The organism is Sphingomonas aurea, from assembly GCF_030678875.1.
GTDB lineage: Bacteria > Pseudomonadota > Alphaproteobacteria > Sphingomonadales > Sphingomonadaceae > Sphingomonas > Sphingomonas aurea.
Map to the genome: position 1 here is coordinate 554524 of NZ_JAUUDS010000001.1, position 23342 is coordinate 577865.

The window sequence follows — 23342 nt, forward strand, 5'->3', positions numbered from 1 at the left end:
GACACCACCTCAGCGATACTCGACGACCGCATCGCGCCGCAGATCGCGCAGCTTCTGCTGCGAGCGCAGGTTCACGCGCTGCTGCTGGAGCTGGTTTTCGACCTGTTCGGACGAGGGCAGCTGTCCGCCCTTGGGATCGTCGCGACCGCACAGCACCAGCGCGCGAACGCCGTCTTCCCGCGATCCGAACGGCGGCGTCGCCTGGCCGACCTGAAGCTGCAGCATGATCTCGGCCAGCTGCGGCGGCAGGTCGCGGACGCGGATCGCATCATTGTCGACCACTTCCGCACCGATCGTCGCCGCGACCTTCGCCACCGTGCCGCAGCCCTGGATCGCGCTCAGTGCCTTGCCGAACGCCGCCGCCTTCGCCGCCGCCTGCGCCTCGGCCAGGCCGGGCGGGAACTTGAGCGTCAGCTGCTTCAGACTGAGCCGCGCGTCGCGCGGATCGGCGGTCAGCACCTGCCGCTTGTCGGCGAGCGCGATGATCGAGAAGCCGCCTGGGATCGGGATCGGGCCCGCGACCTGGCCGGGCTGCATCTGCTGGACCGAGGCGGCCAGCTCGGTCGGCAGCTGCGCCGCGCGCACCCAGCCCAGGTCGCCGTCGACACCGCGGGTCGACGCCTCGGAATATTGCCGTGCGAAGAAGCCGAACGGCTGCTGCGCCTTCTGGATCTCCGCGATGATCTGCTTCGCGCGCGCCAGCACCTGCGGGGCGGTGGCGTCGTTGGCAGAAAGATAGATCTCGCGGAGATTATACTCCTCGGTCCCCTTGGCCGCCTCCAGCCGGTCGAGGATCGCCTTGACCTCGGCCTCGCCGATATTGACCGACGGCTCGACCTTACGGCGCAGATAACGCTGCCAGGCCAGCTCGCCCTCGATCTGCCGCTTCAGCGACCGTTCCGACGACCCGGCGTCGCGCAGGAAGCCCGCCATCTGCGCCGGCGTACGATTGAAGTTCTGGGCGATCCGGTCGTAGCTCTGCTGCAACTCGTCGCGCGTGATCGTGATGTCGGCGGTCTTCGCCTCTTGGATCTGCAGCGTCTCGTCGATCAGCTGGCGCAGCACCTGCAGCTTCAGCCGATCCAACTCGGCCTGGGGCAGCTTGGTGGTGTTGTTCGCCGCCAGGATCAACGCGACGCGCTGGTCGACATCGGTGCCGGTGATGACATGCTCGTTGACGATCGCCGTCGGTTTGCGGACGTTGGGGTCGAGCTTGCCGAAGATCTCGAGATTGGCGGGCAGGTCCAGCCCGGCCGCGCTCGACTGTTCGGGCTGCTGCGCCACCGCGCCGCCGGCCAGCACCGCCAGCATCACCGATCCCAGCAACCGGCCGCTCGCCGCGACCCACCGACTTTCATGCTTCACGTATATGTCCGTTCCCATCAGGTGCCGTCCGGTCGACACCGCCGCGGTTAGCCGCGCCATGCTGAACCACCGCTTACGGTCCAAACTCGCTCAGGACAATGCCGTGATCGCCCGGAGCCGCTTACTGACAAGGAAGGTCGCGCTGTCGCGTAGCGGTGCTACGCGCAAGCGGCCTGACGCTGTCAGCAAGCGGCTCCGGGCGACCGCTGCGCGGCGGGCCGAGGCGTGCGACAGGCGGCGTCGCGCGTCGGTCACGATGCTTGGCATCGCTCCCTCCTTGCTCCTGGCCTGTCACCCGCCTCGGCTCCGTCACGGCGTTGTCCTGAGCGAGTTTGGGCCTTACCGACCCAGGTTGGTCAGGCCAAGCGTCAAGAGGAAGGTGTTGCCGCGCCGCGCGTCGCCGATCTGACGATAGTCGCGCCGCCAGGTCACGCCCAGCCGCAGGCAGTCGTCCTCATACTGCACGCCCAGCCGGTGACGGATCGGATCGAAGCCGTCGGCGAGCGACAAGGGATCCTCCGCCTTGTTGGTCAGGTCGACGATCGCGGACCCGAACGCCGACCAGAAGCGTGCGAACTGGACGCGTCCGGCGACCCGCAGCTCCTCGCGGTCGCGCAGATCCTCGACCGTGGTGATGTTGCGGTTGAGCTTCAGGTACCCGACCAGCGCATAGGTGCTGCGCGACCCGACCGTCGCGTCCACCTCGTTCCGGCGCACGGCGAACCCGTCCTTGTCCAGGCGATAGCGATGGACGATCGAGACGAAGTCGCGGAACCGCAGTTCGGTGCGGCCGACATAGTCGGAAAAGCGGTCGGACAGCCCGGTCCCGTCCGGCAGGATCGACGGGCGCGCGTTCAGGCGATAGCTCTGGCCGATCACCGCATCCAGCGTGAAGCCGGGCAGGACCAGCCCGTATTCCGCGCCGTACGTCGCGCGGGTCGAATCCTCGAACCGGTCGTATCCGGCGAAGCGGTTGAGCGCGAACAGGTTGGAATCGTCCAGATCGACGGCACGCGAGTCTTCGTTGGGGATCGACAGGTTCTTGACGCGAGGCGCCGCCACGATCTGGAAGCGCGGCGTGAAGCGCTGGTTGCCGCCACCCAGCGGCCCGACGAACGGCCAGCGTATGTCGACCGCGACCGCGCCGATCGCGCGGGTCTGGAACCCCTCGGTGCCGCGATAGCTGGCGACGGCGGTACTCAGCGTATCGTGGGTGTTATAGGCATCGCCGCGGGCAAAGGCGGTGAAGGTGACCTCTTGCCCCCAGTTGGTCAGCCGGCGCAGGTCCCAGCGGACGCTGGCAAAGGCACGCTGCGTATCCTGACCCTCGGTCCGGGACAGCGCCAGGCTGTTCAGCTGCAATTCTACCCGTCCGCCGAGCAGCCCCTCGGTCATTCGCCGGCGGTAATCGATCTCGGGCAGGGCGATCGGCTGCATTCCCTGCGAATCGTTGACGCGCAGCGTCTGCACCGCCCAGCCGGTGATCGCAAAGTAGCTGTCGGTGCCGATCCGCTGCAGGCTGGCGGTGTTGCGCAGCCGGTCGTCACGCGAGATGTCGTAGCGGCGCAGGAAGGTGCGGTCGCTCGCCCAGCGCAGCGATCCGCTGGCGCTCCACTCCGGCGTGAACTGATAGCGGGCGATGCCGTCGATATAGCCGCGCAGCGCCATCCGCGTGTCGGTAGGGTCGAGCGTCTGCAGGTCGTCGCTGCGCCGGCTCTCGGTCAGATAGCCGTGCAGGCGGAACGCGCCGGTGTCGCTCAGCTGCGAATAGTCGACCTCTGCCATCGGCAGCACGCTGGAATAGATGTGCGGCGTGACGGTCAGCCCGCGATTGGGCGCGAGCCGGAAATAATAGGGCAGGGCGACTTCCAGCCCGTTGACCTGGCTGTACCGCGCATCGGGGCTGAGCAGGCCGCTGTCGCTGCCGCCGCCGACCGGGTGGGAGAAGCGGGGAAGGGGAAGCGTGGGCAGACCGAACAGGTTGATCCGCGCGCCGTCGTAATAGACCCGCTCGCGCTCCGGGCGATACGTCACCCGAACCGCGGTGATCTTCCAGCTGGGCTCCTTGGGACAGCCGGCGCGCGTCTCGACGGCGCAGGCGGTATAGGCCGCCCGGTCGAGGAGCACGGTGCCGTCTTCCTCGCGCGTGCCACGCACCGCGGCCAGCCGCCCGCCCTTGTTCAGGACCAGCAGCATGTTGTTCACGACGCCGTCGCGCAGCGAGTCGGTCAGCTCGATCTCGTCGCCATACGCGACGTCGCCCTGCGGGTTGGCGATCGCGATATTGCCGTTGGCGACGACCTTGCCCGTCTTGCGATTCCAGACGACCTTGTCGGCGCGCAGCCGGTCGTCGCGGCGCAGCATGCGGACGTCGCCGGTCGCGGTGACGATGTCGGCGTCGTAATCATATTCGAGCGTCGCGGCGCTGAACTGCACCTGCTCGGCATCGACGGTCGGCGTCGCGGCGACAGGGGCGGCAGGGGCGCCGCCACGGTCCTGCAGGGTCTGCGCCGCCACCGGTGTGGCGGCCGCGGCTAGGGCGACGACAAGGGCAAAGCTGCTGGATGGGCCGCTGAATGGCCGGCAGGTACGCGACACGATGTTGCTCGACCCCTCAGGCCGGCGGCCGCCCCGATACGGTCGCCTGGCATCAGCGCCTATCGCATGGTCCGACATATGTCGACCGACACGCGCCGGTGCCGTGGTTGCCGCCGGAGGTGGCCGTGCCTAGATGAACGGACGAGATCGAAGAGGTATTGATGCAGATTCAGCTTGCTCCGTCCGCGGCCGCCGATGCGGCGCTCACCGTCTATCCGGTCGGGAAGGACGGGCTGCCGCAACTCGACTGGGGCACGAACCCGGGCGGTGCCGCACAGCTGGCGACGGTGGCCGCAGCCGGACAGCGCTTCACCGGAGAGGCGGGGACGCTCCTCGACCTCGTCGTGCCGAATGGCGCGGGCGCGCGGCGGGTGATCCTGGCCGGCATCGGCGCGGGCGGCGACAACGACTGGGCCAAGGCTGGCGGCGCGCTGGTCGCGCGGCTGCTGACCTCCGGCACGACCGAGGCCGTGGTCGATCTGTCGAAGCAGGCGGCGGTGCAGCCGCTGGCAGTGGCACGATTCGCCGCCGCCGCCGCGCAGCGCGCCTGGCGGCTCGACACCTATCGCACCCGCCTGCCCGACAACCAGAAGCCTAGCCTCGCCACCCTGACCATCGCCGGCGCACCCGCCGGTACGGACGCCGCATGGCACGCGCAGCAGGCGGTGACCAAGGGACTGGAACTGACCCGCACCCTCGTCGCCGAGCCGCCCAACATCCTCTATCCCGAGAGCTTCGTCGAGCGCGTTCGCGCCGATGTCGAGGGGCTGGGGCTGGAGATCGTCGTCCTCGACGAGGCGGCGATGCGCGACCTTGGCATGGGCTCGCTGCTAGCGGTCAGCCTGGGCTCGGTGCGCGAGGCACGGCTGCTGGCGCTGCGATGGCAGGGCGCTGGTCAGGGCGATCCCGAACTGGCGCTGGTCGGCAAGGGCGTGACCTTCGACACCGGCGGCATCTCGATCAAGCCCGCCGCCGGCATGGAGGACATGAAGTGGGACATGGGCGGCGCCGGTGCCGTCGTCGGCGCGATGAAGGCGCTGGCGGGCCGCAAGGCGAAGGCGAACGTCGTCGGCGTCTGCGGGCTGGTCGAGAACATGCCCGACGGCGCGGCGACCCGGCCGGGTGACGTCGTGACGTCGATGTCGGGCCAGACCATCGAGGTGCTGAACACCGATGCCGAGGGGCGGCTGGTGCTCGCCGACGCGATCACCTGGACCCAGAAGACGTTCCGTCCGAAGGTGATCGTCGACCTCGCCACCCTGACCGGTGCGATGATCGTCAGCCTGGGCAATGAATATGCCGGCATCTTCTCGAACGACGACGCGCTCGCCGACCAGCTGATCGCCGCCGGCACCGCCACCGACGACAAATTGTGGCGCTTCCCGCTGTCGGACACCTACAACAAGCTGATCGACAGCCCGATCGCGGACATGAAGAATGTCGGACCGCGCGGTGCCGGATCGATCACCGCGGCGCAGTTCATCCAGCGCTTCGTCGACGACGGGGTGAAGTGGGCGCATCTCGACGTTGCCGGCATGGTCTGGGCCGACAAGCCTGGGACGACGTACGACAAGGGCGCGACCGGCTACGGCGTGAAGCTGCTCGACCGCTTCGTGGCGGACAATTTCGAGAAATAGGCTGCCATCGTCATGCCGGGATCGTCCCGGCATGACGTAGAAGGTGACCCACTCGCCGCACCGCGCTACCCTCGTGGACATGCAGGTCGACTTCTACCACCTCACCGCCACCCCACTCGACCGCGCGCTGCCGCGTATCGCCGAGCGGATCGTGGCGGGCGGCGGGCGCCTGCTGGTGGTGAGCGGTGCGGAGGACCAGCGACGCCACCTCGACCGGCATCTGTGGGCCTATACGCCCGAAAGCTTCCTGCCCCATGCAGAGACGGGCGGTCCCGACGATGCCGACCAGCCGATCCTGATCGCCGCCACGTCCGATGCCGCCAACGGCGCCCGCCACATCGCCCTGGTCGACGGTGTGTGGCGCGACGACGCGCTGGCGTTCGATCGCGCCTTCCACTTCTTCGACGACGACCGTATCCAGGACGCCCGCCTCGCGTGGAAGGCGCTTGCCGGCCGCGACGGGATCGAGCGGCGTTATTGGAAACAGGGTGACGGCGGCCGCTGGGAACAGGCCGCCTAGTTGCCAAGCCGCGCGCCCGCGACTAGGGCGGCGCGCATTCCGACACCTTCATCCAGGGAGCCCGTGACCGTCATGGCCGCGAACCGTACCTTTTCGATCATCAAGCCCGATGCCACCCGCCGCAACCTGACCGGCGCCGTCACCAAGATGCTGGAGGAGGCCGGCCTGCGCGTCGTCGCGTCCAAGCGCATCCAGATGACCCGCGAGCAGGCCGAGGGCTTCTACGCCGTCCACCGCGAGCGTCCCTTCTTCAACGACCTGGTCACCTTCATGATCTCCGGCCCGGTCGTCGTGCAGGTGCTGGAGGGCGAGAACGCCATGCAGCGCAACCGCGACGTGATGGGCGCGACCAACCCCGCCAATGCCGAGCCGGGCACGATCCGCAAGGAGCTGGCCGAGTCGATCGAGGCGAACAGCGTCCACGGCTCGGACTCCGACGAGAATGCCGAGATCGAGATCGCTTACTTCTTCAAGCCCGAAGAGATCGTTGGTTGATCGGGCGCTGATGACCGACTGGCGGCTGCGGCGTGCGTCCCCGGCGGACGCGCCCGCAGTCGCGCTGGTCGCGGCGGCCAGCTTTCTCGAGACCTTCGCCGGTATTCTGTCCGGTGCGGATATCATCGCCCACCTGACCGCCAAGAGCGCGCCCGCGACGTTCGCCGCCTGGGCGGAGGATTTCGGCAGCGTCGTGACCTTGGCCGAGCATGAAAACGGCGCCGCGCCGGTCGGCTATACGGTCCTGACCGCTCCGCAGGAGGTCGGCGATACCGGCCCCGGCGATATCGAGCTGCGCCGCATCTATACCCTGTCCACCGCGCGCAGCACCGGTCTGGGCGCCGCCCTGATGGAGCAGGCGCTGGACGATGCGCGGGCATTGGGTGCGAACCGCATGCTGCTCGGCGTTTTCGCCGGCAACGCGCGCGCCTGTGCCTTTTACGAGCGTCAGGGTTTCGTCGTCGCCGAGCGCCGCCGCTTCAAGGTCGGTGCCACCTGGCACGACGATCTCGTCTACGCCCGGCAGATCCAGGGCATTCCCCAAACGGGTTGAACCACCGTTATTGCCCTTGCGGGCGCCCGCTTAGCGGCGGGATGACTTCGGTCCGGCGACCCAACCCGATCGCTGTCGATGATCTAGGTGCGTGGCTTCTCGCGCGCCCAGGCGCCGTCCAGCTGCGCCTGCGTGCCGCCGCGCTGCCGCAGCCGTAGCCCGTCCAGCCGCAGCGTACGACCGCGCAGGACCCGGCCTTCGGTCTTCCACACGACGTCATAGATCCCGGTCGCCGTTCGCGCCGTGTCGCCATCCCAGTAGCGGAGCGTCACCAGCACCGGCAGCCGCCCGGCACGATCGTCCGGGCCGCCGTCGGTCAGCGCCAGCAGCGGATCGGCAAACCACGCCGCCTCGATCGCCGGATCTCCGGAGGGACGCTGCGCCGCGATGCCCAGCGCCTGGGGGAAGGTGACCACAGCGTCGGACAGGTCGTGCCGCGCATCCTTCAGCGCCAGCGATCGGCCGCCATCCTCGACGGTCGCCACCAGCTCGACCCGCGCTTTCTCACGCGATTCGGCGGTCTGCGTCGCCGCCTTGTCCGCCTGATCCGCGCGGCGGTCGGACCAGTTCATCCACAGCGTCAACGCGCCGATCAGCACGCCGGCCACAGCCACCGCCTCGGCCAGGGACACCCAGCGTCGCCGGGTCGCCGCCGCATCGCGGCGTTCCTGCGGGGTCGGATCGCTCATCGCCCGCCCGCCTCCAGCAGTCCTGCCGGCGCCGCCAGCTCCCAGCTGCGTGCGATCCGGTCCTCGACCAGGGTCCAGTCCGGCTCGCCGGCCAGATCGATGCTCACCCAGCCGCTCGGCCCCAGATAGGCGGGACGGCTGTACGTGTCGGGCGCGGCGTCGATCAGCATCGCCTGCTCGTCGGTGCCGCTGGTGCGGACGCACACGACGGTCCGTCCGTCGCCGTGATGATCCTCGCGCACCTGCGCGAACTGCTTGCCGGCGACGAAGAAGGTCGGCTGGCCATGGCTCGGCCGCTCCTCCACCTCGGGCAGCAGCAGCGCCAGTTCGCGGACGCGCAGCAGGATGGGGCTGTCGGTCATCGGCTCACATACTCCGCCAGGATGCGCGGGTATAACGCATGTTCGGCCACCAGGACCCGTGCTGCCAGCGTGTCGGCGGTATCGCCGGGCAGGATCGAAACCTCGGCCTGCCCCAGCACCGCGCCGCCATCCAGCTCCTCGGTCACGACATGGACCGAGCAGCCCGCCGTCGCATCCCCCGCCGCGATCGCGCGGGAATGGGTGTCGAGCCCCTTGTAGCGGGGCAGCAGCGAGGGATGGATATTGACGATCCGTTCGCGCCAGCGCGCGACGAACGCGTCGGACAGCAGCCGCATGTAACCGGCAAGCGCGATCACCTGCACCCCTGCCGCGCGCAGGGCCGCATCGATCTCGGCCTCGTATCCCGCCTTGCCGATCCCCTTGGGCGACAGCGCGAAGGTGGCGATGCCGCGCTCGCGCGCCCAGGCCAGCCCGGCCGCATCCGGCCGGTCGGACGCGACCAGCGCCACCTCGTACCCCTGTGCCTGCTCGACCAGCGCCATCATGTTCGATCCCCGGCCGGAGATCAGGATGCCGACCCGGACCGGCTCAGCCATGATGCGTCGCAGACCAGTCCGCCCGCGCACTCCACGTCTCCGCCGAGCCGCGCACCGTGCAGCCGCGAACACCCGACTCGACCCGGCCGATGCGGAACACCGTCTCACCCGCGGCCTCCAGCGCCGCCGTCACCGCGCCGGCACGATCCTCGGCGACGATCGCGACCATGCCGATGCCGGTGTTGAAGGTCCGCGCCATCTCCTCCGGCTCGATCCGACCCTGCGCCTGCAGGAACGCCATGAGGCGGGGCAGCGGCCACCCATCGGCATCGATCACCGCATGGGCGTCCTTCGGCAGCACGCGGGGCACATTCTCCAGCAGTCCGCCGCCGGTGATATGCGCCAGGCCGTTGATCGCGCCTTCGCGCAGCAGCGGCAGCAGGCTGGCGACGTAGATCCGCGTCGGCGCCATCAGCGCGTCGATCAGCAGCCGGTCCTGATCGAACAGTGCGGGGCGATCCATCTTCCAGCCCAGATCGGCCGCGAGTCGCCGCACCAGCGAGAAGCCGTTGGAATGCACCCCCGACGAGCCCAGTCCCAGGATCACGTCGCCCGGCCCGACCCGGTCGCCGGTCAGCAGCCGCTCGCGCTCCACCGCGCCGACGCAGAAGCCGGCCAGGTCGTAATCGCCCGCCGCGTACATGCCCGGCATCTCTGCCGTCTCGCCGCCGATCAGCGCGCAGCCGGCCTGTTTGCACCCCTCCGCGATCGAGGCGATGACCCGCTCCGCGATCCCCGCCTCCAGCTTGCCGCTGGCGTAATAGTCGAGGAAGAACAAAGGCTCCGCGCCCTGGACGATCAGGTCGTTGGCGCACATCGCGACCAGGTCGATGCCGACCCCCTCGTGCCGATCCCACTCGATCGCCAGCTTCAGCTTGGTGCCGACGCCGTCGTTGGCGGCAACCAGCAGCGGATCGGTAAAGCCCGCCGCCTTTAGGTCGAACATCCCGCCGAACCCGCCCAGGTCGGCGTCTGCCCCCGGCCGCCGCGTCGAGCGTGCGAGCGGCGCAATTGCGCGCACCAGCGCGTTGCCCGCGGCGATCGAGACCCCCGCATCGGCATAGGTATAGGGTGTCGCGGAATCGTCATTCTGGCTCATGGTTCGGCGCCTAGCCATATCGCGCTTGGATTTCCACGCCCGCTTCTGCAAAAGGCGCCTCGCATGCGCCGCTCGTCGATGATCCTTGTCGCCATCGCGGCCCTTGCCGCGGGAAGCGCCACGCTCGCCCAGATCGAGGGGGGCAGCCGCGGCGTCGCGCCGGTCGACGGCGGCGGCGCGTTCGAGGTGGCGGGCGTCACCGTCGATGTCGGTGGCAAGACCGCGGAGACGGCGCGCCTCGCCGGCTGGCGCCTCGCCCAGCGCAAGGCGTGGGTGCAGCTGTCGCGCCGGCTGGGTGGCGGCGGCGCGCTGGTGTCGGACGGTACGCTCGACCAGATGGTGTCGGGCATCGTCGTCGAGAACGAGCAGATCGGCCCCACCCGCTACATCGCGCGGCTGGGCGTGCTGTTCGACCGCTACCGTGCCGGTGCGCTGCTCGGCATCGCGCCGAACGCGGATCGCTCGTCGCCGATGCTGGTCGTGCCGGTGCAATGGTCTGCGGGCGTCGGGCAGGTGTTCGAGGCACGGTCGGAGTGGCAGCAGGCCTGGGCGCGCTTTCGCACCGGCAACAGCACCGTCGATTATGTCCGCCCCGCCGGCACCGGCCCCGATTCGCTGCTGCTGAACGTCGGCCAGGTAACCCGGCCGGGGCGCGGCTGGTGGCGGACGATCATCGATCAATATGGCGCCGCCGACGTGCTGGTGCCGAGCGTCCGCCTCTATCGCCAATGGCCGGGTGGCCCGGTGATCGGCGTGTTCCAGGCGCGTCACGGCCCCGATGACGAGGTGCTGGGCGGCTTCACCCTGCGCGTCGGCAGTACCGACGGCATCCCGCAGCTGCTCGACGCCGGTGTCGCGCGGATCGATGCGCTCTATCAGCAGGCGCTGCGGCAGGGCCGGCTCGGCGCCGATCCGTCGCTGACGCCACCGCCCGACCCCAACGCCACGCCGACCCCGGTGCCCGAGGCCGAGCTGATCGCGGAGGGCGGCGAGGGTGCCGGCCTGGCGGTTTCAACCGGCACGACGCTGACCGTGCAATACGACACGCCCGGCACCGCCAGCGTCGCCAATACCGAGGCGCTGGTCCGCGCCATTCCCGGCGTGCGCAGCGCTGATACCAGCAGCCTGGCGCTGGGTGGCGTCTCGCTGATGCGCGTCGTCGTCGATGGCGATCCCGCCGCCCTGCAGCGCGAGCTGGAGGCGCGGGGCTATCAGGTCGCGAGTTCCGGCACGACGCTGCGCATCCGCCGCGCGACGCCAGCCGAGGACGGGCCCGGCTGATGAGCCAGCTGGCGCTGCCGCTCGCTTGGCCGGCGGAGCCGCGCGACGCGGTGTTCCTGGTCACCCCATCCAACGCGGCGGCGGTGCGGATGCTGGAGGAATGGCGCGAGTGGCCGGTGGGCACCGCGCTGCTCGTCGGTCCGCCACGCTCGGGGCGCAGCACGCTCGGCCGCCTGTTCGTGGCACGGACCGGCGGCGTGGTGATCGACGACGCGCCCGCCGAGCCGGAAGAGTCATTGTTCCACGCCTGGAATGCCGCGCAGGACCGGCAGCGCCCGCTGCTGCTGATCGCCGACGCCGCGCCGCCTGCCTGGCCGGTCGCGTTGCCGGACCTTCGCACCCGTCTTGCCGCCAGTCCGCTGGCGACGATCGCTCCACCGGACGACAGCCTCGCTCGCGCCCTCCTGGCCCATCATGTCGAGCGGCGCGGCCTGCCTGCGCCCGCCGAGCTGGTCGACTGGCTCGCCGCCCGGACCGAGCGCAGTCACGCCGCGATCGAGCGGATCGTCGACGCGCTTGACCGCGTGTCGCTGGAACGCCGCCGCCGTCTGACCATTCCCCTTGCCCGCTCGCTGCTGATCGAAGCGGGCCTGATCGATGCCGGCGCCACGCCCGGCTTTTTGGAGGACGCATGAACCGCCCCGCCCATATCGCCCCGCTTGCCGTGGTCGATGACGACGAGATCGCGGCCGAGCCCAACGACCGCTATTTCAATCGGGAGCTGTCCTGGCTCGCCTTCAACCGGCGGGTGCTGGAAGAGGCGTGCAACGGCGCGCATCCCCTGCTGGAGCGGCTGCGTTTCCTCTCGATCTGCGGGTCGAACCTCGACGAGTTCTTCATGGTCCGCGTCGCCGGCCTCAAGGGGCAGCAGGCGCAGGACGTCGATCGCCGTTCCGCTGACGGCCTGACGCCGGGGCAGCAGCTGGGCGCGATCGTCGCGGAGGCCGACCGGCTGATGGAGAGCCAGCAGGCGGTGTGGGGCGACCTGCGCACGCTGCTCGACGAGGCGGGCGTCTGGGTACTGCGCCGCGACGCGATCGACGATGCGGCGAGCGACTGGCTGGAGGATCATTTCCGCCACCAGATCTTTCCGATCCTGACGCCGCAGGCGCTCGACCCGGCGCATCCCTTTCCCTTCATCCCCAATCGCGGTCTGTCGGTGATCTTCGACCTGGAGCGGATCGCCGATGGCGAGCCGATCCGCGAGCTGGTGATGCTGCCCGCCACCACGCCCCGCTTCGTCCGCCTGCCCGGCGACGAGGCGCGCTACGTGTCGGTCGAGACCATCGTGAAGCGGTTCGCGCCGCTGATCTTCCCCGGCTATGTCGTCCACGGCGCCGCCGCCTTTCGCGTATTGCGCGACAGCGACATCGAGATCGAGGAAGAGGCGGAGGATCTGGTCCGCTACTTCGCCAAGGCGATCAAGCGCCGCCGCCGCGGCCGCGTCATTCGGCTCGAACTGGAGACGGGGATGCCCGATCCGCTCGCCGCCGTGCTGAAGGGCGAGCTGGGCGGCACCGACGCGATCATCACCGAGAGCGGCCACCTGCTCGGCATCGCCGATCTCGACGCGCTGGTCGACGAGGATCGCCCCGACCTGAAGTTCCCGCCGATGACTCCGCGTTTTCCCGAACGCATCCGCGAGTTCGACGGCGACTGTTTCGCCGCGATCAGCGCCAAGGACATCGTCGTCCACCATCCGTACGAGTCGTTCGAGGTGGTGCTCGCCTTCCTGAAACAGGCCGCCGCCGATCCCGACGTCATCGCGATCAAGCAGACGCTCTACCGCGCCGGTAAACAATCCGCCGTCATCAACGCGCTGGTCGCCGCTGCCGAGGCGGGCAAGTCGGTGACCGCGGTCGTCGAGCTGAAGGCGCGGTTCGACGAGGAGCAGAACCTGCTCTGGGCATCGCAGCTGGAGCGGGCGGGGGTGCAGGTCGTCTACGGCTTCATCGACTGGAAGACGCATGCCAAGGTGTCGATGGTCGTGCGGCGCGAGAACGGGCAGGTCCGCACCTACTGCCATTTCGGCACCGGCAATTATCACCCGGTGACCGCACGCATCTATACGGACATAAGCTACTTCACCGCCGACCAGCAGCTCGGCCGCGATGCCGCGCAGATGTTCAACTATGTCACCGGCTATGTCGAGCCGCGCGACATGCAGTGCCTCAGCCTGTCGCCGCTCGGTCTGCGCCGTCGCCTGACCGGGCTGATCGACGACGAGATCGCGGCGGCGCGCGCCGGCCGCCCGGCGGCGATCTGGGCCAAGATGAACTCGCTGGTCGACCCCGCAATCATCGACAAGCTGTACGAGGCGAGCGGCGCCGGCGTGCAGATCGACCTCATCATCCGCGGCATCTGCTGCCTGCGCCCGCAGACGGAGGGGTTGTCGGAGAATATCCGCGTCAAGTCGATCGTCGGCCGCTTTCTGGAGCATAGCCGCATCTGGGCGTTCGGCGCGGGCAAGGCGCTGCCGAACGACGGCGCCAAGCTGTTCATCTCGTCGGCCGACTGGATGCCGCGCAACTTCGACCGCCGCGTCGAATATATGCTGCCGATCACCAACCGCACCGTCCACGACCAGATCCTCGACCAGGTGATGGTCGCCAACCTCCTTGATGACGAGCAGAGCTGGATCCTGGGTCCGGACGGTGAATATACCCGCATCGTGCCCGGCGAGCGGCCGTTCAACCTCCACCGCTACTTCATGACCAACCCGTCGCTGTCGGGCCGCGGCGCGGCGCTGGAGAAGGTGCCGACCCTGCTGCTGCGGACGATTTCATGAGCCTGCTCGGCCGGCTGGTGGGTGAGGGCGCGACCCGGCCCGCCACCCCGCGCGTCGCGATCATCGACATCGGCTCCAACTCGGTCCGCCTCGTCGTCTACCAGGGTCAGCCGCGGGTGCCGGCCGTGCTGTTCAACGAGAAGGTCATGGCCGGGCTCGGCCGCGGGCTGGCAGCGACGGGCAGCATCGACGCCGCAGCGATGGCGCTGGCACGGCAGTCGCTCGCGCGGTTCGCCGCGGTGGTGCGCGAGATGGAGGTCGAGACGGTCCGCACCGTCGCCACCGCCGCGGTCCGTGACGCCGCCAACGGTCAGGAGCTGATCGCCGCCGCCACGGCGCTCGGCCTGAAGGTGGAGATACTGACCGGCGAGCAGGAGGCGGTGGGCGCGGGCCTCGGCGTCCTGTCCGGCATCCCCGATGCCGACGGCATCGTCGGCGATCTGGGTGGTGGCAGCCTGGAACTGGTCCGCGTGCGCGCCGGCGCGGTGGAGAAGCGCGTGTCCTTCCCGCTCGGCGTGCTGCGCATCGCCGGGATCCGCGGCAAGGCGCTAGACAGCAAGGTGTCGCGGCTGATCGCCGATGCCGGCTGGACGGGGCAGGGGGCGGGCCTGCCCTTCTACCTCGTTGGCGGATCTTGGCGCGCGCTCGCCCGGCTCGACATGGCGCAGTCCGGTTATCCGCTGCCGATCGCGCACCAATATTGCCTGTCGCCGGAGACGATCGCGCGCCTCGGCCGCAGCGTCTCGCATCTTACCAAGGCGAAGCTGCGCACCGTGCCCGGCCTGTCGTCGGGCCGGGCGAGCACGCTCGCCGATGCCGGCGCGCTGCTCGGCGTGCTGATCCGCCGACTGGGCAGCCGTACCACCATCGTCTCCGCCTATGGCCTTCGCGAGGGGCTGCTCTACGGCGCGCTGGACGAGCAGACCCGCGCGCTCGACCCGCTGATCGTCGCCGCGCGCGAGGAGGGCCGTATCCTCGGCCGCTTTCCCGAACATGGCGACCTGCTGGACCGATGGATCGCGCCGCTGTTCGCCGACCAGCCCGCCCGCCTCGCGCGCATCCGCCATGCCGCCTGCCTGCTCGCCGATGTCGGCTGGCGCGCCAATCCCGAGTTCCGCGCCGAGCGCGGGCTGGAGATCGCGCTCCACGGCAATTGGGTCGCGATGGAGGCGGCCGAGCGCGCGATGCTGGCGCAGGCGCTGTTCACCAGTCTGGGCGGGGGAACCGCGATCCCCGACCCGCTCCAGCGGCTGGCCGGGGCAGAGGCGCTGCGGCAGGCGGTGATCTGGGGTCTGGCAATTCGCCTGGGCCAGCGCCTGTCGAGCGGACTGGCGGGCCCGCTCGCCCGCTCCTCGCTGTCGCTGAGTGGCGACGCGGTGACGCTGACCCTCGCGGACGCCGACCGGCCGCTCTACGCCGAAACGACCGAGCGCCGCCACGTCGCGCTGGCCGGGATCATGAACCGGGCGGCGATACTCGGCTAGTCAGCCGCAGCGCAGGCCGTCGACCTGCCCGCCATCGTCGAGCAGGATGTTCAGCCGGTCCTCGCGATAATCCATCGTCGCCGCGTCGTCGGGGCGCAGGATGCGGGCGGTGCGGGCATTGGCGGCGCGCTGGATCGTCTCGCGCATGGTCATCCGGAACTTCGTGCCGACGAAGCGCATCCGCAGCGCCTCGTCGACCATGCAGGGTCCACGCGGCGGCTCGACTGGGGCGACCGGCGCGCAGCCGGCGGCAAGCAGCAGGCCAGCGATGATCGGCGTCTTCATGCCACATCCTCCGTCCGGGTCATCGTCAGTCGGCCACCCTTGACGGCAAAACCCAGTCGACCCTCGACCAGATCCACCGCGTCGCGCCCGAACTGGTCGTAACGCCAGCCCTCCAGCATCGGTAGCCCCTTACGCGATCCCGCGGCCAGCGCCTCCAGCTCGTCGCTGCGCGCCAGCAGTTTCGAGGCAACGTCGATGTCGCGCGCGCGAATCTTCAGCAGCAGCTTCAGCAGGTCGGCGACCAGCGCGCCGTCCTTGCCCAGCCCCGGCTTGCGGTCATCGCGGGGCGGCAGCTCGTCGGCGGGCAGCGGCCCTGCGCCCTCGATCGCCGCCATCAGCCGCGCACCGATGTCGTTGCCTGCCCAGGTCGCCGACAGGCCGCGCACCTTGGCGAGATCAGCCTGCTTGCGCGGCGGGTTGCCGGCAAGGTCGCCCAGCGTCTCGTCCTTGACGATGCGGCCGCGCGGCAGGTCCTTGGCCTGCGCTTCCAGCTCGCGCCAGCGCGCCAGTGCCTTCAGCCGGCCGAGCACTTCGGGCTTGCGGCCGGAGATACGCACGCGCTTCCACGCCAGATCGGGATCGTTGGCATAGTGGGCGGGATCGGCCAGCCGCTCCATTTCCTGGTCCAGCCACGCGCCGCGCCCGGTGGTGCGCAGCCGCTCCAGCATCTTGGGGAAGATCCGCGCCAGATGGGTGACGTCGCCGATCGCATATTCGATCTGCCGCGCGTCGAGTGGACGCCTGGACCAGTCGGTAAAGCGCGCGCCCTTGTCGATGCTGATCCCCAGCCAGCTGTCGACAAGGTTGGAATAGCCGATCTGCTCGCCCTGACCCAGCGCCATCGCCGCCACCTGCGTGTCGAACAGCGGGTGCGGGGTCTTGCCGGTCAGGTTGTAGACGATCTCGATATCCTGCCCGCCGGCGTGGAAGACCTTCAACACGTCCTCGTTATGGACCAGCAGGTCGAGGAGCGGAGTCATGTCCAGCCCCGGTGCCATCGGATCGATCGCTGCCGCCTCCTCGGTATCGGCGATCTGGATCAGGCAGAGTTCCGGCCAATAGGTACTCTCGCGCATGAATTCGGTGTCGATCGCGACGAAGTCCGCCTGGGAAAGCCGGGCGCAGAGATTGGCGAGCGTGGCACTGTCGGTGACGAGCGGGTGGATATGCATCTGTCGCCCATAGCGACGTGCGTGCGGGTTGACAAAGAGGGGGTGGGAAGGGGAGGGCGCATCATCTCCCAACCCGTCATGCCAGCGAAGGCTGGCATCTTTCGGCGCGGGGCGGCACCCTTGCCCCATGAGACCCCAGCCTGCGCTGGGGTGACGAAGAAAAGAAGAACCCGATGCACGCCTACCGCACCCACACCTGCGCCGCGCTGACCGCCGGCAATGTCGGCGACACCGTCCGCCTGTCCGGCTGGGTCCATCGCAAGCGCGATCATGGCGGCGTGCTGTTCGTCGACCTGCGCGATCATTACGGGATCACCCAGATCGTCGCCGACAGCGATTCGCCGGCACTGGCGGTGCTGGAGGCGGTGCGCGTCGAATCGGTCGTGACGATCGACGGCAGCGTGAAGGCGCGCAGCGCCGGCACGGTGAACGCCAACCTGGCGACAGGCGAGATCGAGGTCTTCGCCCGCGGCGCCACGATCCTGTCGGCTGCCGACGAGCTGCCGATGCCCGTTGCCGGCGAGCAGGAATACCCGGAGGACATCCGCCTCCGCTACCGCTTCCTCGACCTGCGGCGCGAGACGCTGCACGCCAACATCGTCCGCCGCACCCGGGTGATCTCGGACATGCGCCGCCGCATGGAAACGGCGGGCTTCACCGAATATTCCACGCCGATCCTGACCGCCTCCTCGCCGGAGGGCGCGCGCGACTTCCTGGTGCCCAGCCGCATCCATCCCGGCAAGTTCTACGCGCTGCCGCAGGCGCCGCAGCAGTACAAGCAGCTGCTGATGGTCGCCGGCTTCGACCGCTATTTCCAGATCGCTCCCTGCTTCCGCGACGAGGATCCCCGCGCCGACCGGCTGCCGGGTGAATTCTACCAGCTCGACCTGGAGATGAGCTTCGTCACCCAGGAAGAGGTGTGGGAGACGATGGAGCCGGTGATCGGCGGCATCTTCGAGAGCTTCGCCGATGGTCGCGCCGTCACGCCTTCGGGCAAGTTCCCGCGCATCCCCTATGACGAGGCGATGCTGAAATACGGCAGCGATAAGCCCGATCTGCGCAACCCGCTCGTCATTACCGACGTGTCGGAGCATTTCCGTACCTCTGGTTTCGGCCTGTTCGAGCGGATCGTCGGCGGCGGCGACGTCGTCCGCGCCATCCCGGCGCCAGCTACCGCCGACAAGAGCCGCAAGTTCTTCGACGAGATGAACGAGTGGGCGCGCGCCGAGGGTCATGCCGGCCTCGGCTACGTCACCCGCAAGGGCGGTGAGTTTGGCGGTCCGATTGCCAAGAATCACGGCACCGAGGGGATGGAGGCGATCTATGCCGCGCTCGGTCTCGGCCCCGACGACGGGCTGTTCTTCGCAGCCGGCAAGGCGGCGCAGGCGGCCAAGCTCGCCGGTGCCGCGCGCACCCGCGTCGCCGAGCAGCTCGGCCTGATCGAGCAGGGCGCGTTCCGGCTGTGCTGGATCGTCGACTTCCCCTTCTACGAGTGGGACGAGGACGAGAAGAAGGTCGAGTTCGCCCACAACCCATTCTCGATGCCGCAGGGCGGGATGGAGGCGCTGACCGGCGCCGATCCGCTGTCGATCAAGGCGTACCAATACGATCTGGTCTGCAACGGGTACGAGATCGCGTCGGGCTCGATCCGCAACCAGTCGCCCGAGCTGATGGTCAAGGCGTTCGAGCTGGTCGGCCTGTCCAAGGCCGATGTGGAGGAGCGGTTCGGCGGCCTCTACCGCGCCTTCCAGTACGGCGCCCCGCCGCACGGCGGCATGGCGGCGGGCGTTGACCGGATCGTCATGCTGATCTGCGGCGCCCAGAACCTGCGCGAGATCACGCTGTTCCCGATGAACCAGCGCGCCGAGGACCTGCTGATGGCCGCACCCAGCCCGGCCAGCCTGAAGCAGCTGCGCGAGTTGAGCCTGCGTTCCACGGCCGAGGCGTCCAAGGCCGCCAACGTCGCGGTGACGGTGGCGCCCTCGGCGCAGTAATACGTTCTGCCGGGACAAGCCGGGCAGGGATCATCCCTGCCCGGTGCCTCGTCACGCCGCCTCGAACTGCCCGCCGTCCTGCAGCACGCGCAGCTTGCCGTCGGCGATGGCAAAGACCGCGCCATGGATCTTCAACTCGCCCGCATCCAGCGCCTGCTGGATGAAGGGGAAGGTCTTCAGGTTGGCGATAGACACCTGGACGCCCGCCTGCTCCAGCGCGCTCTGGCCCTCGGGGCCGGTGCCGTGCTCGGCGGCGACCTTATCGCGCGCCTCCTTCAGCAGGCCGATCCACTCGGCGACGAAGCCGCCTTCGCCCGGCTTGGCATCGGCCAGGCTCTGGGTCAGCGCGGCGTTGACGCCACCGCAGGCGCCATGGCCCAGCACCACGATCTCTTCGACCTTCAGCTTGGTCACCGCGAACTCGACCGCCGCCGACACGCCGTGCAGGCCGCCCGAGGCGTCGAACGGCGGCACCAGCGCCGCGACGTTGCGCACCACGAACACCTCGCCGGGCCGCGACCCGAAGATCGTCGCTGGCTCCACGCGGCTGTCGGAACAGGCGATAATCATCACCTTCGGCTCCTGCCCGCTGGCGAGTTCGCTCCAGCGCTGCTTCTCCTCCAGCCACTCATTGCCGCGGAACCGGTAATAGCCGTCGATCAGGTCGGAGAAGTCGGTCATCGTCTGTCATGCTCCTTGGGGATGAGGCCGAACCGGCCGATTGCCATCGAACCGCCCGCGAGGCGAGCCGTTCCATGGCGTGCGGCGTCCCGATACCCCAGCGGGTTGAAACATGACAAGTCTGTCATGTCGGTGATTGGAAAGTCGCGTTGGCCGTGACTTTTGCCGGCACCCGCCCTATCTGGCGCGCATGAACGAGATGACGCCGCTCGCCCGCCCGGAGCGCCTGCGCAAGCCCGACTGGATCCGTGTCAAGGCACCGACGTCGGAGGGCTTCGCCGCCACCCGTGCGCTGATGCGCTCGAAGAGCCTGACCACTGTCTGCGAAGAGGCGGCCTGCCCCAATATCGGCGAGTGCTGGACCAAGAAGCACGCGACCGTCATGATCCTGGGCGACACCTGCACCCGCGCCTGCGCCTTCTGCAACGTCAAGACCGGCATGCCCCGCGCGGTCGACGCGATGGAGCCGCAGAACGTGGCCGATGCCGCCGCGCAGATGGGGCTCAGCCACATCGTCGTTACCTCTGTCGACCGCGACGACCTTCCCGATGGCGGCGCGTCGCAGTTCGTGAAGGTCATCCAGGCGATCCGCCGCAGCAACCCGGCGACCACGATCGAGATCCTGACCCCCGATTTCCGGAACAAGGCGCAGTCCGCGATCGAGTCGATCGTCGAGGCCCGGCCGGACGTCTACAACCACAATCTCGAAACCGTGCCGCGTCTCTACCCCACGATCCGGCCGGGTGCGCGCTACTACGCGTCGCTGCGCCTGCTGGAGAGCGTGAAGCGCCACGATCCGTCGATCTTCACCAAGTCGGGCGTGATGCTCGGGCTGGGCGAGGAGCGGCTGGAGGTGCATCAGGTCATGGACGACATGCGCTCGGCCGACATCGATTTCCTGACCATGGGCCAGTATCTCCAGCCGACGCCCAGGCACGCGAAGGTGCAGGAGTTCGTGACGCCCAAAGCGTTCGACGCCTATGCCGGGATCGCTCGCGCCAAGGGCTTCCTGCTGGTCGCCTCGTCGCCGCTGACCCGGTCGAGCTACCATGCCGGCGACGATTTCCAGCGGCTGCGCACCGCGCGCGAGGCGAAGCTGGGCGCGCGCCGGCCGGTCGGGGCGCAGGCGTAACGGGCTCATGCCGCAGCATCAGGAAACCCGCCATCTGCCCTATACGCCGGAGCAGATGTTCGACCTCGTCGCCGACGTGAAGCGATATCCCGAGTTCCTGCCCTGGGTAACGGCGATGCGCGTGCGCAAGGACAGCGAGACCGAGACGCTGGCCGACATGATCGTCGGCTTCAAGGGCCTGCGCGAAACCTTCACCAGCCGGGTCGAGAAGGTCCGCGCCGAGCGGATCAGCGTCGATTATGTCGACGGCCCGCTGAAATATCTCCGCAACGACTGGCGCTTCCGCGCCGAGGAGGGCGGCTGCGCGGTCGATTTCGCGGTCGATTTCGCCTTCAAGAACCGGGTGTTCGAGATGCTGGCGGGGCAGGTCTTCGGCGCGGCGCTGCGCAAGATGATCGGGGCGTTCGAAACGCGTGCAGCAGCACTCTATGGGGCAGGCGGCAGCAGCAGTTCCAGCGCGCACAGCGCCGCCTGAAGCCGGATCGCACCGCGGCCCAGGTCGGGGTCGAACTGGCGTCGATCGGCATGCACATCGGCCGGGTCCGCACCCTTCTCTGCCACCGCGAAGACGACGGTGCCGACCGGCTTCTTCTCCGATCCGCCGCCCGGCCCCGCGATACCGGTGATGGCGACGGCCACGTCCGCACCGGTCGCCTCCTGTGCGCCGCGCGCCATGCTCCACGCGACCGCGACCGACACCGCGCCGAACGTCTCCAGCACGTCGCGGCTGACCTTCAGCAGCGCCGACTTCGCCTCGTTCGAATAGGTGACGACGGATGCCTCCAGCACGTCGGACGATCCCGGCACCTCGGTCAGCGCGGCGGCGACCAGCCCGCCGGTGCAGCTCTCGGCGACCGCGATGCGCCGACCTGCGGCGCGGTTCTCCTCGATCACGCGGACGGCAAGGTCGATCAGCTCGGGCGGCAGCAGCGTGTCCATCATCATTCCCTCACGGTGCCGGGCACAGTGGCAGCTGCGGCACCGCCGCCTTGCCGGCCCGCGCCCGGTCCGTCTTCAGATAGCGCAGCACCGTGACGACCACCGACGCGGTGTTGCGCGGCGGCAGCGGTTCGAGTTGGGTCACCAGCCGGTCGATCGTGCCGCAATCGGCCAGGTCGATGCGACCGACGATCTGCGGCACCACCACGCTGGCGATGACGGGCCGCGCGTATTCCGAATCGAGCAGCATGACGACCGCCGGGTCGCTCAACTGCCCGATCGCCGTCTTCGCCGCCGGCCAGGCGCGGTCGGCCGCCGCCTGATAGCGCGCGATCAGGTCGCTGTCGGCGCGCCGGATCAGGCTGGCGGCGGGTAGCCGTGCCGAACACACGCGGCCCGTCTCGCGGATGATCTCGGGCAGGGCGACCAGCGCCAGCGATTCGGCCTGCGCGTCGGTAACGCAGCGGCCCTGCGCCGCGACCGGCTGGGCGAGCAGCGCAAGTGCTACGAGCGGAATGGCCAGGGACTTCATCGCGGCATCTCCGGCAGGCTGACCGTGGCGATCGCCTGCGTCGCGATCCCCTCCTCGCGGCCGGTGAAGCCCAGCCGCTCCGTCGTCGTCGCCTTGACGCTGACCCGCGCGGGATCGATCGTCAGGATCTCCGCGATCCGCGCGATCATCGCGGCGCGGTGCGGGCCAATTTTGGGCGCCTCGCACAGGATCGTCAGGTCGACGAAGTCGATCCGCCCGCCCTTGTCGGCGATCAGTGTCGCGGCATGGGCCAGGAACTGGTCGGATGCCGCCCCGCGCCACTGCGGGTCGCTCGGCGGGAAGTGGGTGCCGATGTCACCGGCGGCGATGGTGCCGAGCAGCGCGTCGGTCAGTGCGTGGAGCACGACGTCGGCGTCGGAATGCCCGGACAGGCCGCGATCATGCGGGATCAGGACACCGCCCAGCCATAGCTCCTCGCCCGCTTCCAGCCGGTGCACGTCGAAGCCGCTCGCCGATCGCGTTTCCCAGCGGATACGGGCCTCGGCGGCGGCGAAGTCTTCGGGATAGGTCACTTTTTCCAGCATCGCGTCGCCCTGCACCAACTCGACCCGTCCGCCAAGCGCCCGCACCATCTGCGCATCGTCGCTGGCATCCTCGCCCGCGGGCCAGGCGGCGTGGGCGCGGGCCAGCACGGCGATGCGGAAGCCCTGCGGCGTCTGGACCCGGTGCAGCCCCGCGCGTGGCACCAGCGTGCCGTCCTCGCGGTTGAGCGTGTCGACCACCGCGAGCGTCGGCACCGCGCCATCCGCCTCGTCAAGCGCCGCCAGCACGCGGTCGATCACCCCGGCCGGCACGAACGGCCGCGCTGCGTCATGCACCAGCACCCGCGTCGTCTCCGATCCGAGCAGGTCCAGCCCGATCCTCACCGTATCGAGCCGTAGCACCCCGCCGACACCGATCCGCGCGTCCGCTCCGACGGCGTCGCGCGCCATCGCCTGCTGCCCCTCCGCGACCATCACCAGCACCGTGTCGATCCCCGGATGCTCGGCAAAGGCGCGATAGGCGTGCGCCAGCATCGGCTGTCCGGCAACAGGCGCATATTGCTTGGGTAGCGCAGTCCCCGCGCGCAGGCCGCGCCCGGCGGCGACGATCAGGGCGGCGGTGCGCGGGGCGGGGGCGTTGGTCATCCGCCGCCGCCTAGCGTGCTCGGCCGCAGCT

At 69.4% G+C, this 23342-nt stretch carries 23 protein-coding genes; 11 read left to right on the forward strand and 12 right to left on the reverse strand.

Going from position 1 to position 23342, the window contains the following annotated elements; all coding sequences use genetic code 11:
- Nucleotides 1–9: 9 nt before the first annotated feature.
- Nucleotides 10–1425 carry a peptidylprolyl isomerase gene (locus tag Q5H91_RS02895; RefSeq protein ID WP_370655208.1) on the reverse strand — a complete coding sequence of 472 codons (1416 nt, stop codon included), beginning with the start codon at nt 1423–1425 and terminating at the stop codon, nt 10–12.
- 279 nt (nt 1426–1704) lie between these two features.
- The gene (locus Q5H91_RS02900) at nt 1705–3882 is read right to left on the reverse strand and encodes an LPS-assembly protein LptD (protein WP_305171707.1); all 2178 of its coding nucleotides are present in this window, start codon (nt 3880–3882) and stop codon (nt 1705–1707) included.
- Between the two features lie 242 nt (nt 3883–4124).
- On the opposite strand from Q5H91_RS02900, the gene Q5H91_RS02905 reads away from it, so the two are divergent.
- The 4 genes from Q5H91_RS02905 to Q5H91_RS02920 all read left to right on the forward strand — a co-directional run bounded on the left by Q5H91_RS02905 (nt 4125) and on the right by Q5H91_RS02920 (nt 7168).
- A complete protein-coding gene (locus Q5H91_RS02905) occupies nt 4125–5600 on the forward strand; it encodes a leucyl aminopeptidase (protein ID WP_305171708.1) in 1476 nt (491 codons plus the stop codon).
- A gap of 79 nt (nt 5601–5679) precedes the next feature.
- Nucleotides 5680–6120 (forward strand): DNA polymerase III subunit chi, encoded by a 441-nt coding sequence (locus tag Q5H91_RS02910; protein ID WP_305171709.1) that lies wholly within the window; start codon nt 5680–5682, stop codon nt 6118–6120.
- A 72-nt stretch (nt 6121–6192) separates the two neighbouring features.
- A complete protein-coding gene (gene ndk / locus Q5H91_RS02915; RefSeq protein ID WP_305171710.1) occupies nt 6193–6615 on the forward strand; it encodes a nucleoside-diphosphate kinase in 423 nt (140 codons plus the stop codon).
- A gap of 10 nt (nt 6616–6625) precedes the next feature.
- Complete coding sequence (locus Q5H91_RS02920) at nt 6626–7168, forward strand: GNAT family N-acetyltransferase (protein WP_305171711.1); 543 nt, start codon at nt 6626–6628, stop codon at nt 7166–7168.
- 83 nt (nt 7169–7251) lie between these two features.
- Here the strand turns inward: Q5H91_RS02920 and Q5H91_RS02925 are convergent, their stop codons facing one another.
- From Q5H91_RS02925 to purM, 4 genes are read right to left on the reverse strand one after another with little or no spacing between them, the layout of a single operon-like run.
- On the reverse strand, nt 7252–7857 hold the full coding sequence (locus Q5H91_RS02925) for a hypothetical protein (RefSeq protein WP_305171712.1): 606 nt from the start codon (nt 7855–7857) through the stop codon (nt 7252–7254).
- On the reverse strand, nt 7854–8219 hold the full coding sequence (locus Q5H91_RS02930) for an MmcQ/YjbR family DNA-binding protein (protein WP_305171713.1): 366 nt from the start codon (nt 8217–8219) through the stop codon (nt 7854–7856). Before Q5H91_RS02930 ends, Q5H91_RS02925 begins: the two co-directional genes overlap by 4 nt.
- Complete coding sequence (purN, locus tag Q5H91_RS02935; protein WP_305171714.1) at nt 8216–8776, reverse strand: phosphoribosylglycinamide formyltransferase; 561 nt, start codon at nt 8774–8776, stop codon at nt 8216–8218. Before purN ends, Q5H91_RS02930 begins: the two co-directional genes overlap by 4 nt.
- Nucleotides 8769–9875 carry a phosphoribosylformylglycinamidine cyclo-ligase gene (gene purM / locus Q5H91_RS02940; protein ID WP_305171715.1) on the reverse strand — a complete coding sequence of 369 codons (1107 nt, stop codon included), beginning with the start codon at nt 9873–9875 and terminating at the stop codon, nt 8769–8771. Before purM ends, purN begins: the two co-directional genes overlap by 8 nt.
- A 63-nt stretch (nt 9876–9938) precedes the next feature.
- Between purM and Q5H91_RS02945 the strand changes: the two genes are divergently transcribed.
- Genes Q5H91_RS02945 through Q5H91_RS02960 form a run of 4 tightly spaced genes read left to right on the forward strand, consistent with a single transcriptional unit; the run spans nt 9939 to nt 15428 of the window.
- Nucleotides 9939–11156 (forward strand): heavy-metal-associated domain-containing protein, encoded by a 1218-nt coding sequence (locus Q5H91_RS02945; RefSeq protein WP_305171716.1) that lies wholly within the window; start codon nt 9939–9941, stop codon nt 11154–11156.
- Nucleotides 11156–11791 carry an HdaA/DnaA family protein gene (locus Q5H91_RS02950; protein WP_305171717.1) on the forward strand — a complete coding sequence of 212 codons (636 nt, stop codon included), beginning with the start codon at nt 11156–11158 and terminating at the stop codon, nt 11789–11791. Before Q5H91_RS02945 ends, Q5H91_RS02950 begins: the two co-directional genes overlap by 1 nt.
- Nucleotides 11788–13944, forward strand: a complete 2157-nt coding sequence (locus tag Q5H91_RS02955) for an RNA degradosome polyphosphate kinase (protein WP_305171718.1) — start codon at nt 11788–11790, stop codon at nt 13942–13944. Before Q5H91_RS02950 ends, Q5H91_RS02955 begins: the two co-directional genes overlap by 4 nt.
- Nucleotides 13941–15428, forward strand: coding sequence for a Ppx/GppA family phosphatase (locus Q5H91_RS02960; protein WP_305171720.1), 1488 nt, complete (start codon nt 13941–13943; stop codon nt 15426–15428). Before Q5H91_RS02955 ends, Q5H91_RS02960 begins: the two co-directional genes overlap by 4 nt.
- Here the strand turns inward: Q5H91_RS02960 and Q5H91_RS02965 are convergent, their stop codons facing one another.
- Together Q5H91_RS02965 and rnd are read right to left on the reverse strand one after the other, a co-directional pair.
- Nucleotides 15429–15713, reverse strand: coding sequence for an I78 family peptidase inhibitor (locus Q5H91_RS02965; protein WP_305171721.1), 285 nt, complete (start codon nt 15711–15713; stop codon nt 15429–15431).
- On the reverse strand, nt 15710–16885 hold the full coding sequence (gene rnd, locus Q5H91_RS02970) for a ribonuclease D (protein ID WP_305171722.1): 1176 nt from the start codon (nt 16883–16885) through the stop codon (nt 15710–15712). Before rnd ends, Q5H91_RS02965 begins: the two co-directional genes overlap by 4 nt.
- Before the next feature lie 173 nt (nt 16886–17058).
- On the opposite strand from rnd, the gene aspS reads away from it, so the two are divergent.
- Nucleotides 17059–18879 carry an aspartate--tRNA ligase gene (gene aspS, locus Q5H91_RS02975; RefSeq protein ID WP_305171723.1) on the forward strand — a complete coding sequence of 607 codons (1821 nt, stop codon included), beginning with the start codon at nt 17059–17061 and terminating at the stop codon, nt 18877–18879.
- Between the two features lie 51 nt (nt 18880–18930).
- Here the strand turns inward: aspS and Q5H91_RS02980 are convergent, their stop codons facing one another.
- Entirely contained in the window at nt 18931–19560 is a 630-nt protein-coding gene (locus Q5H91_RS02980; RefSeq protein ID WP_305171724.1) for a carbonic anhydrase, read from the reverse strand.
- Between the two features lie 190 nt (nt 19561–19750).
- Here Q5H91_RS02980 and lipA point away from each other — a divergent pair, with 190 nt between their 5' ends.
- Entirely contained in the window at nt 19751–20692 is a 942-nt protein-coding gene (lipA, locus tag Q5H91_RS02985) for a lipoyl synthase (RefSeq protein WP_305171725.1), read from the forward strand.
- Between the two features lie 7 nt (nt 20693–20699).
- The gene (locus Q5H91_RS02990) at nt 20700–21167 is read left to right on the forward strand and encodes a type II toxin-antitoxin system RatA family toxin (protein ID WP_305171726.1); all 468 of its coding nucleotides are present in this window, start codon (nt 20700–20702) and stop codon (nt 21165–21167) included.
- On the opposite strand, the gene Q5H91_RS02995 is transcribed toward Q5H91_RS02990, so the two are convergent.
- From Q5H91_RS02995 to Q5H91_RS03005, 3 genes are read right to left on the reverse strand one after another with little or no spacing between them, the layout of a single operon-like run.
- Nucleotides 21119–21631 (reverse strand): CinA family protein, encoded by a 513-nt coding sequence (locus Q5H91_RS02995; RefSeq protein WP_305172370.1) that lies wholly within the window; start codon nt 21629–21631, stop codon nt 21119–21121. The genes Q5H91_RS02990 and Q5H91_RS02995 overlap by 49 nt on opposite strands.
- A gap of 10 nt (nt 21632–21641) precedes the next feature.
- On the reverse strand, nt 21642–22163 hold the full coding sequence (locus Q5H91_RS03000) for a hypothetical protein (RefSeq protein WP_305171727.1): 522 nt from the start codon (nt 22161–22163) through the stop codon (nt 21642–21644).
- Nucleotides 22160–23311, reverse strand: coding sequence for a bifunctional 2-C-methyl-D-erythritol 4-phosphate cytidylyltransferase/2-C-methyl-D-erythritol 2,4-cyclodiphosphate synthase (locus tag Q5H91_RS03005; protein WP_305171728.1), 1152 nt, complete (start codon nt 23309–23311; stop codon nt 22160–22162). Before Q5H91_RS03005 ends, Q5H91_RS03000 begins: the two co-directional genes overlap by 4 nt.
- Nucleotides 23312–23342: the final 31 nt, after the last annotated feature.